The sequence below is a fragment of the Propionibacterium freudenreichii subsp. freudenreichii genome, from assembly GCF_000940845.1.
Lineage (GTDB): Bacteria > Actinomycetota > Actinomycetes > Propionibacteriales > Propionibacteriaceae > Propionibacterium > Propionibacterium freudenreichii.
Genome location: NZ_CP010341.1, coordinates 2389469 through 2403793 on the forward strand (window position 1 = coordinate 2389469; position 14325 = coordinate 2403793).

Annotated in this window: 11 protein-coding genes; 2 read left to right on the plus strand and 9 right to left on the minus strand. The window is 67.7% G+C overall.

Features of this window, described 5'->3' with window-relative positions; all coding sequences use genetic code 11:
- Positions 1–57 precede the first annotated feature (57 nt).
- The 6 genes from RM25_RS10465 to RM25_RS10490 form a co-directional block, all read right to left on the minus strand.
- Positions 58–1842, minus strand: coding sequence for a ribulokinase (locus RM25_RS10465; RefSeq protein ID WP_044636443.1), 1785 nt, complete (start codon positions 1840–1842; stop codon positions 58–60).
- Between the two features lie 237 nt (positions 1843–2079).
- On the minus strand, positions 2080–3456 hold the full coding sequence (locus RM25_RS10470; protein ID WP_013162072.1) for a sn-glycerol-1-phosphate dehydrogenase: 1377 nt from the start codon (positions 3454–3456) through the stop codon (positions 2080–2082).
- Positions 3457–3468: 12 nt separating this feature from the next.
- Positions 3469–5043: an FGGY-family carbohydrate kinase gene (locus RM25_RS10475; RefSeq protein ID WP_013162074.1), complete on the minus strand. Its 1575-nt coding sequence runs from the start codon at positions 5041–5043 to the stop codon at positions 3469–3471.
- A 31-nt stretch (positions 5044–5074) separates the two neighbouring features.
- Entirely contained in the window at positions 5075–5947 is an 873-nt protein-coding gene (locus tag RM25_RS10480) for an HAD-IIA family hydrolase (protein WP_013162075.1), read from the minus strand.
- A 59-nt stretch (positions 5948–6006) separates the two neighbouring features.
- Positions 6007–7086 carry a DUF7973 family transport facilitator gene (locus RM25_RS10485; RefSeq protein ID WP_013162076.1) on the minus strand — a complete coding sequence of 360 codons (1080 nt, stop codon included), beginning with the start codon at positions 7084–7086 and terminating at the stop codon, positions 6007–6009.
- A gap of 545 nt (positions 7087–7631) precedes the next feature.
- Positions 7632–8120, minus strand: coding sequence for a ribose-5-phosphate isomerase (locus RM25_RS10490; RefSeq protein ID WP_013162077.1), 489 nt, complete (start codon positions 8118–8120; stop codon positions 7632–7634).
- Between the two features lie 840 nt (positions 8121–8960).
- Between RM25_RS10490 and RM25_RS10495 the strand changes: the two genes are divergently transcribed.
- On the plus strand, positions 8961–9644 hold the full coding sequence (locus RM25_RS10495) for an SDR family oxidoreductase (protein ID WP_044636444.1): 684 nt from the start codon (positions 8961–8963) through the stop codon (positions 9642–9644).
- Positions 9645–9788: 144 nt separating this feature from the next.
- On the opposite strand, the gene RM25_RS10500 is transcribed toward RM25_RS10495, so the two are convergent.
- The 3 genes from RM25_RS10500 to RM25_RS10510 all read right to left on the minus strand — a co-directional run bounded on the left by RM25_RS10500 (position 9789) and on the right by RM25_RS10510 (position 13326).
- Entirely contained in the window at positions 9789–10619 is an 831-nt protein-coding gene (locus RM25_RS10500) for a DeoR/GlpR family DNA-binding transcription regulator (protein ID WP_044636445.1), read from the minus strand.
- Between the two features lie 161 nt (positions 10620–10780).
- On the minus strand, positions 10781–11533 hold the full coding sequence (locus RM25_RS10505; RefSeq protein ID WP_044636446.1) for a triose-phosphate isomerase: 753 nt from the start codon (positions 11531–11533) through the stop codon (positions 10781–10783).
- Positions 11534–11607: 74 nt separating this feature from the next.
- Positions 11608–13326: a dihydroxyacetone kinase family protein gene (locus tag RM25_RS10510; RefSeq protein WP_044636447.1), complete on the minus strand. Its 1719-nt coding sequence runs from the start codon at positions 13324–13326 to the stop codon at positions 11608–11610.
- A gap of 258 nt (positions 13327–13584) precedes the next feature.
- Between RM25_RS10510 and RM25_RS10515 the strand changes: the two genes are divergently transcribed.
- A complete protein-coding gene (locus tag RM25_RS10515) occupies positions 13585–14304 on the plus strand; it encodes a GntR family transcriptional regulator (RefSeq protein ID WP_013162082.1) in 720 nt (239 codons plus the stop codon).
- Positions 14305–14325: the final 21 nt, after the last annotated feature.

Here is a 14325-nt window from a genome sequence, read left to right on the forward strand (position 1 = left end):
ATGAAGATGTCAAGGTCGGCGCCCCGGGGGCACCCGATTCCGCGCAATGGCCAGCTGTCACATGGCCTGCCCGTCGTTCGCCAGCTGCCCATCGCCCGCCAACGGCTCGGCACCAGCCGGCTGCTGGGCGTTCGCCAGCTGCTCGGCACCGGCCACCAGCTCGGCATTGTCGATGCGCTGGGCCCTCGCCAGGGCGTCGCGACGGATCTCCTTGAGCCGGTGCATCACCGGGTTCGCACCGCGGCCGAAGTAGTCGTGCAGGTGCGAGTACTCGGCATACAGCAGGTCGTAGTCCCGGGACCGTTCGGGATCGGGCGTGTTCACGTTCTCGGCCTTCGAGCCCATGGCCGCCGACGCGGTGCGCACATCGGGGTAGGCACCGGCCGCCACGGTGGCGAAGATCGCCGAGCCGAGCGCGCCGGGCTGCGGGGCGGTGCACAGCGACAACGGCATCTTGGTGACGTCGGCCATGATCTGCATGAACAGCCTGTTCTTCACCAGCCCGCCGGCCATCACGAGTTCGTCGACGGCCACGCCGGCGTCGCGGAAGGCCTGGATGATGCGCCGGGCACCGAAGGCGCTTGACTCGAGCAGCGCCCGGTACTGGTCCTCCGGCGTGGTGGCCAAGGTCTGGCCGAGCATCAGCCCGGTGAGTTGGGCGTCGGCCAGGATCGACCGGTTGCCGTTGTGCCAGTCGAGCCCGATCAGCCCGTGGGCCCCCACCTGCTGCAGCTCCGCCTTGCGGGTGAGCAGCTCGTGCACCGGAATGCCCAGCTGGTCGGCCTCCTGGTGGTAGCTGGCCGGCACGCAGTTGTCGATGAACCAGGCGAAGATGTCGCCCACGGCGGTCTGGCCGGCCTCATAGCCCCAAGAACCGTCGACGATGCCGCCCTCGACGACACCGAAGATGCCGGGGACCAGCACCATCTGCGGGCCCGAGACCACGTAGCAGGCCGAGGTGCCCACGATGGCGGCCATCTGGCCGTTCTCCACCGCCTTGGCGGCGGGCGCGGTGACATGCGCGTCGATGTTCCCGGTGGCCACGGCGATGCCCGCGGGCAGGCCCATCCGCTGCGCCACGTCGGCCCGCAGGCCGCCGGCCCGGGCACCGAGCGGCAGCACCGGGGCATTCATCTTCTCGGCGTAGACGTCGGCCAGGCCCGGGTTGAGCTCGGCCAGGAACTCGCGGGAAGGGTAGCTGCCGTCCTGGAACATGCGCTTGTAACCGGAATCGCCGGCGGCATAGGCCAGCTGGCCGGTGAGGTACCAGGTGAGCCAGTCGACCGCGTCGCAGAACACCTCGGTGGCGGCGTACACCTCGGGTGCCGCCTCGAGGGTCTCCAGCACCTTCGGCAGCGCCAGCTCCGAGGACAGCATGCCGCCGTAGCGCTCCAGCCATGCCTCACCGCGGGCCTGCGCGAGCTCGACGATGCGATTGGCCTGCTCATAGGCGCCGTGGTGCTTCCACAGCTTGATCCAGGCGTGCGGGTTGTTGGCGAACTCCGGCAGGTCGCACAGGGGCGTGCCGTCGGCCTTGCAGGCCAGCACGGTGGCGGAGGTGACGTCCACGCCGATGCCGATCACCAGCGCGGGGTCGATGCCGGCCTCGGCGAGCGCACCCTGCACCGACGCGTAGAGCGCCTCCAGGTAGTCGTCGGGCGCCTCCAGCGCGAAATCGGGGGGCAGTGTCTGGCCGTCGGCGGCCGACAGGGTGCGACTCATCACACCATGCGGATATTCATGCACCGCCGTGCCCATCATCTTTCCGTCACTGACGCGCACCACGGCGGCGCGTCCTGACAAGGTGCCGAAATCAAGCCCGATGACAAACTGGTCAGACATGGGGTCCTACTTCCTTGTAAGTCCTACCGTGTAAGAATTGTTGATGGGGAAATGCCCCGGAACGGGAATTGTCCTGCGACGCACCCGATATCCACCATGGCGCGCATTCCGGCGTTACCGCGATGGCCTATTCATTGCAATGATTCTACCTGCCGCGCGAAACGGCCACCCCGCCTGCCGACGGGCCGTGCCGGTGGGTGGACCCGGCACGCCGGATCCACCCACCAACCGTTCAACTCACTCGTTCCAGTACTTCTGGCCGCCCCAGGGACGCTCGGCCCAGAAGCCGCCCGGTGCGAACAGCTTCTCCACCTCGTCGTGCAGCACGCCGGTCTCGAACAGGAAGTCGAGCAGGGTGTAGCGGCTGCGGATCAGGCGCGCACGGTAGTACGTGTCGTGGAAGCGCTGTTCGGTCAGGCCGATCTGCCCGGGATGGTAGACCGCGCCGACCTGCTTGAGGATCGACTCCACGTCCACCGCGGGCATCACCTGCGAGCGGCAGCGCTGCTGGATCTCGGGCCACTTCTCCTTGACGATCGCCAGCCGGGCGCGCAGGGCGTCGGCGTCGATGTACTTGGCCATCGTCTGCTTGACCGACGGCTCGAGCATGGCGCCGGTGAACGACTTGCGCACGATGGCTTCCTGCTCGTCGGCGGTCGGCCACTTGGCCACGGCGGCATCGATATCGAGCGCACTGAAGTCGATGTCGAGGATCTTGTCCCACAGCGCCAGCACCGAGATGGTGCCCAGGCCCACCTTGAGCCCGTGCGTCAGCGGCGGATCGTCGTCGAAGCCCAGGTGCTCCATCTCCCACACGTGGGAGAACTGGTGGCCGGCGCCCGAGGCGGGACGCGAGCTGATGCGGTACTTCTGCATCGCCAGGCCCGACATGATCAGGCCCTCGGCCAGGCCGTCGAAGGCCTCCGGGTTGCCGTCGGCAAGCGCCTGCGGGTTGCTGATCGCACCGCGCAGCGGGCCCTGCACCAGGTCCCAGGTGCCCTTGTCGATGGGCTCGATGCCCAGTTCGTCGGCCAGGATCCAGTCGGCACCGGCGGGCACCTTCTCGATGAGGTCGCCCAGGCCGGTGGCAGTGCAACGCTGCGGCGCTGCGGCCATGATGCCCAGGTCGGCGACCAGGCCCTGCGGGGCCCGGCAGCTCATCGTGTGCTTGAAGCCGTTCTCGGTGATGGACGCACCGAACGCCGCATAGCCGTCCATCGAGGCGGCGGTGCAGACGTTCATGTAGCGACGTCCGAGCTCATCGCTGGCCCGCTTCACCAGGTCGTTGAGGGTGCCCGAGCCGATCGAACAGGCGATCGCGTCGGTGGCCTTGAGGTGGTCACGCACCTTCTCGACGTTCTCGTAGCTGGCGTACAGCGTGGGATGGCCCGGGAAGACGAACGGCTCGTCGAGGGTGATCCCGGCGTCGGTCAGCGACTTGGTGACGGCCTCGCCGGCCACGCCCCAGGTGATTCCGTCGGCCACGACAATGGCGTGGGCATTTCCGAACAGCTGCTTGAACACCTTTCCGGTGTCGGGCAACACATTCTGGCCCATCACCACCACATCGGTGTCGTCAGCGTCGGCCAGGGCCTTCGCAATGAGATCAGACATGAAGTTCTCCAATCATTTCTGTGCAGCCTCGTGGTCCACCATGTCGTGGATCATGGACTGAAGCTGGGGGTAGGTGTCGCAGTACTTGTCCACGTAGAACTGGTATTCGTCGTGCACGGCCTGGTTGGGCTCGATCACGTCGATTTCGTGCACCATGTTCTCCGACGCCTCGGGAAGGTCCTTGTAGAGGCCCGCGCCGACGGCGGCCAGCATGCAGGTGCCCAGCACCACGGCGTCGCCGACTTCGGTGAGCGTGATCGGCACGCCGGTGACGTCGGCATGCATCTGCATCCAGTCACGGCTCTTGGTGGCGCCACCACAGGCGACGATGCGCTCCACGTCGAAGCCGCCGGCCTTCATGGCGCGCAGGTTGTGCGCGGTGCCGTAGCAGACGGCCTCCTGGATGGCGTGGTACATGTGCGCCGGGGTGTGTGCCAGCGACAGGCCCCAGATGATGCCGCGGGCCTTCGAATCCGAATAGGGCGTGCGGTTGCCCTGGAAGTACTCGTTGATGATCAGGCCGTCAGAGCCGGGACGGATGCCGCGGGCCTTCTCGTTGAGCACGTCGTAGGGGTTGAGGCCAACCTTCTCGGCGGCCGACACCACGTCGGCGGCGAAGTTGTCCTTGAACCACTTCAGCACCGAGCCGGTGGACACCTGGCCACCCTCGACGGTGAACTGGCCGGGCATCACGCCGTCGCTGTAGCCACCGAAGAAGCCCTTGCCGTGGATCTCGGTGTCGGTCTGGCCGGTGAGCACATGCGACGATCCGGTGATCAGGGCCATCGAGCCGGGCGAGAGCACGCCGAGCCCGATCTGGCCGGCCCAGGCGTCGGCGGGACCCTGTGCCACCGGGATGCCGGGACGCAGGCCCAGCAGCTGGGCGGGGATCAGGCCGAGCTGGCCAACCGGCTGCCCGAGGTCGAGCACGCGGTCGGAGATCTTCTCGAACACGTCACCGACGCCGATGGTCTCGTAGAAGTCGGTGGGCCAGCCGCCCTGGGCGCGGTTGTAGTACATGCGCAGTGCGGCCGAGTTGATGTTGGTGGTCCACTCGCCGGTGAGCTTGTAGGTCACCCAGTCGGGCGCGTCCACCAGGTGCGCGGCGCGTGCGTAGATGTCGGGCTCGTGTTCCTTGAGCCAGGCGGCCTTGAAGGGGAACCACTCGGCGATGGCCGGCGAATGGCCGCCGCCGTTGTACAGCTTGGCCACCGAATCGGAGTCGGCGGCACGGGCGGCCTGCTCGGTGGCGCGCACGTCCATCCACATGATGGCCGGACGCAGTTCCTCGCCCTTCTCGTCCATGGCCACCAGGGTCAGGGTGGTGGCGTCGTAGCTGATGCCGGCGATCGCCGAGGCGGGGATGCCGGCGTTGGCCAGCACCTTGTGGGTGGACGCCTGCAGCGCCTTCCACCAGTCCTCGGGGTTCTGCTCGGCCCAGCCCGGACGCGGGTGGGTGGTCTCGTAGGCGGTTGACGCGATCGCGATGGGGCGTCCGCGCAGGTCACAGATGGCCACACGGCACGATTCGGTGCCGTAGTCGATGCCCATCACGTAGGGCCCGGAGCCGTTGGTATTGCCGATCATTTCGTTCTCTTCCTTGAGTATGAGACGAGCGTTAGTCGTTGTCTTCGGTCCAGCCGAGCTCGCGCCACGCGGACGCGGGGATCAACTGGTCCACCCGGTCGAGCACATAGGTGGGGTGATGTGCATCGTCCAGGCCCCTGATGTCGTCGGGGGTGGCTTCTCCGGTGAGCACGCAGGCCGAGCCCATGCCGGTGTCCAGCGCCATCTGGATGTCGGTCTGCAGGCGGTCGCCCACCATGACGCAGCGCGACACCTCCACGTCGAGACCCTGAAGTGCCTCGGCGAGCATGATCGGCGAGGGCTTGCCCAGGTTCACCTGGGACTTCATCTGGGTGCAGGCCTCGATGGCCGCCACGACGGCGGCGCAATCGGGCTCGCCGCGTCCGCCCGGGAAGGGGCAGAAGTGGTCGGGGTTGGTCTGGATGAGGAATGCCCGCTTGTAGAACCACATCGCGTCGAAGGCCACCTGCAACTTGTGGTAGTCGAAGGTGCGGTCATAGGAGGCGATCACGATGTCGATCTCGGACGGGTCGTCGGTCAGGGTGAACCCCGCCTTGCGCAGGGCGCGCTTGAGCGGCTCCTCCGCGACGGGGAACAGCTTGGCGTCGGGATGGTTCTCCTTGAGCCAGCGCGTGGTGGTGACCACGGTGTTGCAGATGTCCTCGATGTCGGTGGGCAGGCCGAGCTTGGCCAGCTTCTCGACGTATTGCTCGGGGTCCTTGGTCGGGTTGTTCGACAGGAACCGCACCGGAATCCTCCGTCGCCGGAGCTCTTCGATCATGCGCTTGGCACCGGGCAGCAGTTGATCACCGAGGTAGATCGTGCCGTCCAGGTCGAACACATAGGCCTGTGCGAAATCTGTCGGGACGTTGATGATGTCAGCAGTTGAGGTGTCAGAACTCATGGGGAAGTCTCCTGTACGACGGATGGATCCGGTTGCGGTCATGTCTGCACGTGCTCAGTTCACGAGAACAACATCGCCAGCGAGACGACCACCGTGTTGCCGAGCCAGATGGAGGCGGCCGGGGGGTCGATATGGCTCGTGCCGCGGTCGTACCACAGGCGGGCGCAGAACTCGCCGAGCAGTGCGGTGAACACGCCGAAGACGGCGGCGATGATGAGTGCCAGGAAGGCCATCAGCCAGGTGTGGGAGTCCCACGTGCTGGTGGCGGTCCAGGTGTAGGTGGAGAAGGTCTTGCCCATCAGGATGGGGAAGAACTGGATGGCGGCCAGGCCGGCGATGTTGGTGACGTGGTGCTGCACCGGCATGTTGCGGTTGGTGATGAGGAACAGGATCACGATGGCCGAGATGCCGAAGGTGAAGCTGTTGGCATTGGCGGCGGCCAGGGTGTTGGCGAAGCCCCGCTCGGTGAGGTAGGCGCCGACATTGCCGGCCAGGAACAGGGAGGCGCCACCGGCCAGGATGCCGAACAGCGAACCGATCGTGAGCAGCTGGGAGGGCTTCTCCTGCCATTCCAGCCAGCGGCCGTTGGGGCCCGGCTTGATCTTCTGCGGGAAGGTCGTGGCGTCAGGGTGGAAGGCCTCTGCGTTGTGCAGCGAGCCCCTCATGAGGCCCTTGCCGGGCAGGCCGCCGAAGACGACGCGGGCCAGCAGGCCCGACAGCAGCACCGACAGTGCCACCGAGTCGGTGTGGGTGCCGAACCACGGGATGTGGCTGACGCCGATCTGGCACAGGTAGCCGAAGATGCCGAACAGCGAGCCGACGTAGACGATGTCGGGCTTGCCGAGGCCGGCGAGCGGCGAGTTGACGTCCTTGCCATCCTCGAAGTAGCCCCGGTAGCGCGCATAGATCGCGGCGGCGACACCACCGGCGAATGCGATGTGGGGGCCCATGAAGGGGCCGAACGCCAGGTAATCAAGCCCGAAGGTGTTTCCCGTGGCGGCAAAGATGCCCCAGCTGGCGATGACGGCGAAGCCAGTGAGGACGAATGCGTAGTTGCCGCCGATGGCGGCGCCGACCGCACCACCGGCGATCGCAGCGAGGAGCCCGAAGAGGAAGACTCCCAGAGAAGCGGTGAACATCGATGTTCCAATCTGTGAGGTGGGCTGGGCCCACAACCGTTGCTGATACTGCTTGGCCGATTCTTCATTGAATCGGGTGGAGCACCCCCCTGGATGCCCCACCCGACGTGCATATGGCCGTCGCCGGGCGAACCCGACGAGTTACTACCTGTTCCTGCTTGCACATTTCTTCTTGTCCCGGTGGGAGACGAGGACTCCCATCGCGACAAGCCTGTGGAGCGACGCCGTGGCGCCGCCCGCTGATCTTGGCAGACGCGGAATCCCTCGGTTCCATCGCCCCCCGGGAATCCCGGTAGGGGCGGTGCCTGCCAGCCTCGCTGATCTTGTATGGAGGCGAGGCCAAGGGCCTCGCCGATTGTGTGTGGACGCGAGGCCGGGGGCCTCGCTGTTTTATGTGGATGCGAGGCCGGGGGCCTCGCCGGGTTTGGTGGACGCGGGGCCTTTCAGCCCCGCGCCCTGGGTGCCGACTTCCCCGTGTTCGGGCCGCTCCCGCGAGGTGACTCGGGAGAGTGTCGCCGGCCCTCGGCGGCGTTGTCAGCGAGCCGTCAGCAGCTCGTCACTGAGTTGTCGTCGGCTCCGGTCTCCTTCTCGTACTCCACGATCAGGTCAACATTGGCCTTCGAGTGCGAGGTGGGGTCAAAGGTGTAGTCGAGGAACTCGTGGGCCAGGCGGCGCGCCAGCTCCAGGCCGATCACGCGCTCGCCCAGGCACAGCACCTGCGCGTTGTTCGACATCACCAGGCGCTCCACCGAGAAGCTGTCGTGGGCGGTGCAGGCACGGATGCCGGGCACCTTGTTGGCCGAAATGGCCATGCCCATGCCGGTGCCACACACGAAGATGCCGCGGTCAGCGTCGCCTTCGGCGATCACGCGTGCGCCGGCAATGCCCTTGCGCGGGTACGGGGTGGTCTCTCCGGGGGCGATGCCCACGTCGATCACTTCGTCCACGCGCGGATCAGCTTCGAGGTCAGCCTTGATGGCTTCCTTGTAATCCACACCAGCCGCGTCTGCGGCCACTGCAACCTTGAATCCCATGACTCCTCCGAGCATCGCTGGTCGGTACAGGCTCCGACGCCCACACCGGACGTTTTGTCTGACGCTCAAGATAACACGGAATGTGGTGGAAACCACCCCGGGGATGAGAGTTTGTGGACGAACCGCTGTGAGTTTGGGCGGATGGCGCCCCCGATGGGCGGTGCGAGCGGCCCCGGACGCGCTGCTGACAGCGGGTTGGCGCCCGGGCACCAGTATTCACATGCCCGGTTCACACCGCCACCCCGGGGTGGGATTGGCCCTCGAGGGTGACGACGCGGTGGCCCTGGGCCCGTCGCGCGCGGGCGCGCGCGGAGGTCTTTCATGACCCCGACCACGTGACCACCCGGGGCCCGTCGCGCGCGGGCGCGCGCGTTCCCCTTTGTTGGAGCGCTCTGGCCATCTGCTCCGGGTGGGACAGGCGCCCGGGGGTCGGGGGGCGGGCGTCGAGCCCCCCGAGCTCGCTGTGGACACCATGGACCAGGCCTAAGCTCTCAGTGGGCAGTTGTGCGGGAATGACGCCGCACAGGTGACCATCCAAGGGCGCATCCCGTCCCGAACGACCACTGCGGGCGGGTTCATCCGCAGCTCCGTCGTCCGGACACCCGGTTCCGGTCGTCCGCATCCGGCGCGATGCAGGTTTCGGAAGATGGGGAGGACCTTTACGTCGTCTACCCTGCAAAGGTCCTCCCCATCCCTACCTTCGGGCTGTCCTCGGCACCGGACGCCACGCCCGGCGCCGCGCTGATTCGTCGCTGGGTGGGCAGTTGTGCGGCAATGACGCCGCACAGGTGACCACTCAGGGCCACCTCGGGCCGGAGCCGGCTTCGTTAGGGTTGGGCCATGACTGAACGCAGATCGGTTCTCATCACCGGGGCGACCCGCGGCATCGGCCGGGCCATCGCCGAAGAGCTGGCCGAGGGCTGGCACATCCTGGTGGGCGGCACGCATGCCGACACCGTCAATGAGCTGGTGGCCTCGCTACCCAGCGCCGAGCCCTTCGTGGTCGACCTCACCGACGACGCCGCCATGGCCGACGCGGCCGCCCGCGTGGGCCAACTCGACGCGCTGGTGCATTCTGCCGGCGGCATCGTGGTGGGCCCGATCGCCGAGATGGACCCCCAGGCCTGGCGCGACCTGTTCGAGATCAATGTGGTGGCGGTGGCGGCGCTGACGTCGAAGCTGCTGCCCCAGCTGCGCGCGTCGCACGGCCAGGTGATTGCCATCAACTCGGGCTCGGGTTTCCACACCCGCGCCAACCAGTCCGCCTATTCGGCCACGAAGCATGCGCTGGTGGCCGTCACCAACGGCCTGCGCGACGAGGAACGCGGCCAGGTGCGGGTGACCTCGATCCATCCCGGCCCCGTGGACACCGATATGCAGGTGACCATGCAGGAGCTGCTCGGCGGCACGTACCAGCCGGAGAAGTACCTTCACGCGGCCGATGTCGCCCGGACGGTGGCACTGGCCCTTGAGATGCGTCCCGGCGCGAATGTCGACTACCTGTCCGTGCGTCCGGCCGGCTGATCCGGAATCGGTGATCAGGGGCACCGGCCATGTGCCGGGCCCCGTCACCCCCCAGCGTCGATCCCTCGGCGGCACCGTCCCCTGTGCACAGCGCCTCCGGACGAACACCCGCCCGGATGGGTCATGGTCGTTGGGTGGTCACACTCAGAGCGACGACCCCTGACGCGGGTCGTCGGCAATCATCAGCTGCACCCCGGCGTCGGTCAGCTCGTCGATCTGGGCTTGCGGGGTGCCCGAGTCGAGCACCACATGGTCGAACTCGGTGAGGTCGGCGAACTTGAACAGGGCGCGCCGGTGGAACTTGGTGTGGTCGAGCAGCAGCACCCGCACCTCGGCGGATTCCAACATGGCTCGCTTCACCTCAACCACCTCCTGGTAGGGGTGGAAGCAGGCCAGGTCGGAGATACCCGAGGCCGACAGGAAGCAGATGTCGGCGTGCATGGCGCGCACATTCTGCACGACGGTGGGACCCATCAGCGCGTGCGCCCAGGCCTGGTATTCGCCGCCGGTGACGAACAGCTTCGTCGAACGGTTCTCGGCCACCTCATTGGCGACCAGCAGCGAGTTGGTCACCACCGACACCGACGACAGGTCGGCCAGGGAACGCAACAGCCACACCGCCGACGAGGAATCGTCGAGCATGATCGAGCTGCTCGGGGTGACCAGCTGGCCGGCCTTGGCCGCCACCCACTGCTTCTCCTGGGAGCTCTGTTCCACCCGGAACTCGGCGTCGGCCTCGTGCAAGCCGCTGGCGACCGCCACCACCTGGCCGCGGTGGCGTTGCAGCACGCCGCTCTCCTCCAGCGAGGCGACGTCGCGGTAGATCGTCATGGACGAGACGCCGGTGAGCGCGGCAAGGTCCTCCACGCTGATGGTGCCCTGCTTGATCACCATCTCGGCGATGGCGAGCTGGCGTTCCTTCTGGCCTTCCAGATGGCGCTTCTCGACACCGTTGTGAGAACTGCTGACGCTCATTGCCGTGTTGCCCCTCAGTGTTCGTCCCTCGAATCGCCCGCCGACGCCGGGCGGGTGAGTGCTGCTGCCAGCGTCCGCCCCGGCTGCCGGTTGTGGGCTCAGGCTATCCAAGGCACGCAACCGGATTTCGGTCGGGCCGGGGTCACTGGCCCGACATCACATCATCCCTGGTGGGCGCGGGCCACCTCGCCGGCGATGCCGAGCATCTGCACATAGCCGGGGCCGGTCCAGGCGGCGCGCCCGATGAACAGGCCCTCCACGCCGGGGATCCCCAACAGCTCGCGGGCATTGCCCGGATTCGCGGAGCCGCCGTAGATCACTGCGGTCACCGCGTCGCCGTAGCGCGACTGCAGTGCGTCGAAGGCACGCAGGAGGTCGTCGCGCTGCGGTTCGCGTCCGTGCTCGCCGATCGCCCAGATGGGCTCGTAGGCCAGGACCACCGACGAGGGGTCGACGCCCTCCAGCGCGGAATCGGCCTGATCGGTGATGAACTTCACCGAGTCGCCGGCGTCGAAGACCTCCTGGGATTCGCCCACGCACAGCACGGGACGCAGGCCGTGACCGATGATCGCGCGCACCTTCTTGTTGACCACCTCGTCGGTGTCACCGAAGTTGGCGCGACGCTCGGAGTGGCCCACCTCGACCAGTTGTGCCCCGGCGTCGGCGACCTGCGGCACGGAGACCTCGCCGGTCCATGCGCCGGCGTCGGCCCAGTGCGCGTTCTGCGCGCCCAGCAGCACATCGGAGTCGGGGCCGAGCAGCTTGCTGACCTCGGCCAGCACGGTGGCCGGCGGGATGATGAAGGCCTGCACCCCGCCCCATGCGCTGTGGTCGGCCTGCTTGAGCGCCTCCACATAGGTGCGTGACGACGCGCGCGTGCCATTCATCTTCCAGCTGGTTCCAACCCAGAGCATGCATTCTCCTCATCGACGATGCGGGGGGTGTCGCGCCCGACCGGGGCCGGGCGCGACAACCCTTCGCGTGATTATCAGCTGTTCGCGAGCCGGTCGGCCAATCCCGACATGAGCAGCGCGAACGAGACCGCGCCGGGGTCCTGATGGCCCAGCGAGGCCGTGCCGTGCGTGCGGGCGCGCCCCTTGCGGGCCACCATGTCGGCGGTGGATTCCGCGCCCTTGGTGGCGGCCTTCGCGGCGGCGGCCCAGGCCGTGGCGAGGTCATCGCCGGCGTCCAGCCGCGCGGTGAGCTCGTCGGCGAACGGAGCTGTGGCGTCCACCATCGTCTTGTCGCCGGGACGCGCCTCGCCGAGTTGGGCGAAGCGGCGGGCGGCGGCGATGGCGGCGCGGCCGAGACGGTCGTCCGTGGCGGCCTGGTCGTCGGAGAGCATCGTGCCGAGTTCGCGCAGTGCGGCGCCCCACAGGGCCCCCGAGGTGCCGCCGGCGCCCTCGGACCAGGCGGCGCCGGCCACGTCGAACAGGGTGGACGTGCCGGCATGGGCGGCAACTGCCTGCTTTGCGGCCTTCAGTGCCGCGGTGCTGCCCAGCACCATGCCCTGGCCGTGGTCGCCGTCGCCGGCGATGGAGTCGAGCTTGCCCAGCGACGCCTCGTTGGCGCTCGACATGTCCGCGAGGGCCTGCAGCAGCGGCAGCAGCTCCTCGGCCTGCGCGGCGGATTCGGGGCTGCCGGCCCGGATGGCCACCTTCTCGTCATGGGCGACGACCTCGCGGCGCTGACCGGCGGTGACGCTGCCGGTCTTGTAGGCGGGCGAGTCGCCGGGGGCGAGCCACAGTTCCTCGAGGTCGGGGTCGAGGTACATCAGGGACAGGGAGACCCCGGCCATGTCGAGCGATGTCACCTGCTCGCCGACGATGGGGTGCACGATCGTGAGTCCGTGCTCGGTGAGCAGCTTCTTCACGGTGCCGTAGAGCACGAACAGCTCTTCGTACTTGGTGGCGCCCAGGCCGTTGACCAGCACGGCAACGTGGCCGTCGTAGCCGCCGGCGGTGCGGGTGGGTTCCTCGGCGAGGACGCGTTCGACCAACAGCGTCGCGATGCCCTCGGCGGTGTCCATCTTGTGGCTGGAGATGCCGGGCTCGCCGTGGATGCCCAGGCCCAGGGCGTATTCGCCCTCCGGCACGGTGAACAGGGGCTCGTCAGCGCCGGGCAGGGTGCAGCCGGTGAAGGCGACGCCCATTGACCGGGTGGCCTCGTTGGCCTTGTTGGCGGCGGCCTCGACGGCGTCCAGGTCGCGTCCGGCGGCGGCTGCGGCGCAGGCGGCCTTCACCACGAACAGGTCGCCGGCGATGCCGCGGCGGTCCTTCCAGTTCTGGGGGGTGTCGGAGGCGATGTCGTCGGAGATGGTGACGATGCGGGTGTCGATGCCGTCGGCACCCAGGGGGGATTGTGCCGCGCCGAACTGCAGGCGGTCACCGGCATAGTTGCCGAACAGCAGCACCGCGCCGCCGCCGTGGTCGGAGGCGCGCACCACCGACTCCACCTGCGAGGCGGAGGGTGAGGCGAAGATATTGCCGCAGACGGCGCCATGGGCCATGCCGGGGCCGACCCAGCCGGCGAAGGCCGGGTAATGGCCCGACCCGCCGCCCACGATCACGGCGACCTCGCCCTGCGGGCTGTCGGTGGCGCGGGTCACCCCGCCATGTACCTCTGTGAGGTAGTCCTCGTTGGCCGCCACCATGCCGGTCAGGCTGTCGGCGGCGAACTGCTTGGGATCATTGACCAGATACGTCATCGTTCTGCTCCGAAATGTCTGCGGGGCTCACACCCCGGGTTCGATTCGCTACATCATATAGGATGCAGCGCTGGGTGGGAACACCGCTGCGCCGCTGCTTGGGGTTTCTAGGTTAGTTGCCCGCCGCTCCGGCCGAATCGGGGGCACATGCGCGCATGTGGCGTCGACCAGCCCCGAGCAGGCACCATCTCCCTGCCCATCCGCATGCCACGAGAGGTCACGATCATCCAGAGGAGCCAAACCGCTAGCCTTGCGACTGTGGATTCGCAGTCAGCTCGCATCGATCAATTGACGCCTCTGCGCTCGCGCGCACTGGTCGACGATGTCTACGACCTGCTGCTCGACAAGCTCACATCCGGCGAGCTCGCACCTGATACGGCCCTGGGCATCGACCCGTTGGCACGCCAGTTGCGCATTTCACCCACCCCCATCCGCGAGGCGCTGGCCCGCCTGGAGCACACGGGTCTGGTCCATCGGGCGGCGAACCGGGGATATCGAGTGGCGCCCCCGCTGTCCCTTGAGCAGATGCTTGAGCTGTTGGATACCCGCCTGGTGCTTGAGGATGGTGCCATTGAGCGCGCCATGAGGCACGCGGAGGACCTGCTCCCCGACCTGGACGCGGCGTACGAAGAGCACGCCCGCGCCGCAAGGGCCCTCGAGGGATCAGGGGCCCTGCACGACCAGCATCGGATCCACGAGTACTACGCCGCCGATTGGGCCTTCCACCAGACGATCCTGGACCACTCGCACAACCGCTATATCAGCCGCGCGGTCAACTCCCTGTCCTTCAGCTTTCACCGAATGCGGCAGACCAATGCCATGGGCACCACGGACGCGCCCGTCGCACTCGCGGAACACGCGGCAATCCTCAATGCGGTGCGCACACTCGATGCCGCCGCCGCCCGTGAGGCCCTGGACGTCCACCTTGCAAGCCTCACCAAGCGGGCGACCGACGCCGCCGGCAACCCCACCGACTGACACCAGCGGGCAGGGCCGTCG

Coding starts and splice junctions, on each gene's coding strand:
- RM25_RS10485 (WP_013162076.1), bottom strand. CDS start 7,086: ATGTTCACCGCTTCTCTGGGAGTCTTCCTCTTCGGGCTCCTCGCTGCG.
- RM25_RS10510 (WP_044636447.1), bottom strand. CDS start 13,326: ATGACGTATCTGGTCAATGATCCCAAGCAGTTCGCCGCCGACAGCCTG.
- RM25_RS10495 (WP_044636444.1), top strand. CDS start 8,961: ATGACTGAACGCAGATCGGTTCTCATCACCGGGGCGACCCGCGGCATC.
- RM25_RS10500 (WP_044636445.1), bottom strand. CDS start 10,619: ATGAGCGTCAGCAGTTCTCACAACGGTGTCGAGAAGCGCCATCTGGAA.
- RM25_RS10490 (WP_013162077.1), bottom strand. CDS start 8,120: ATGGGATTCAAGGTTGCAGTGGCCGCAGACGCGGCTGGTGTGGATTAC.
- RM25_RS10505 (WP_044636446.1), bottom strand. CDS start 11,533: ATGCTCTGGGTTGGAACCAGCTGGAAGATGAATGGCACGCGCGCGTCG.
- RM25_RS10475 (WP_013162074.1), bottom strand. CDS start 5,043: ATGATCGGCAATACCAACGGCTCCGGGCCCTACGTGATGGGCATCGAC.
- RM25_RS10480 (WP_013162075.1), bottom strand. CDS start 5,947: ATGAGTTCTGACACCTCAACTGCTGACATCATCAACGTCCCGACAGAT.
- RM25_RS10470 (WP_013162072.1), bottom strand. CDS start 3,456: ATGTCTGATCTCATTGCGAAGGCCCTGGCCGACGCTGACGACACCGAT.
- RM25_RS10465 (WP_044636443.1), bottom strand. CDS start 1,842: ATGTCTGACCAGTTTGTCATCGGGCTTGATTTCGGCACCTTGTCAGGA.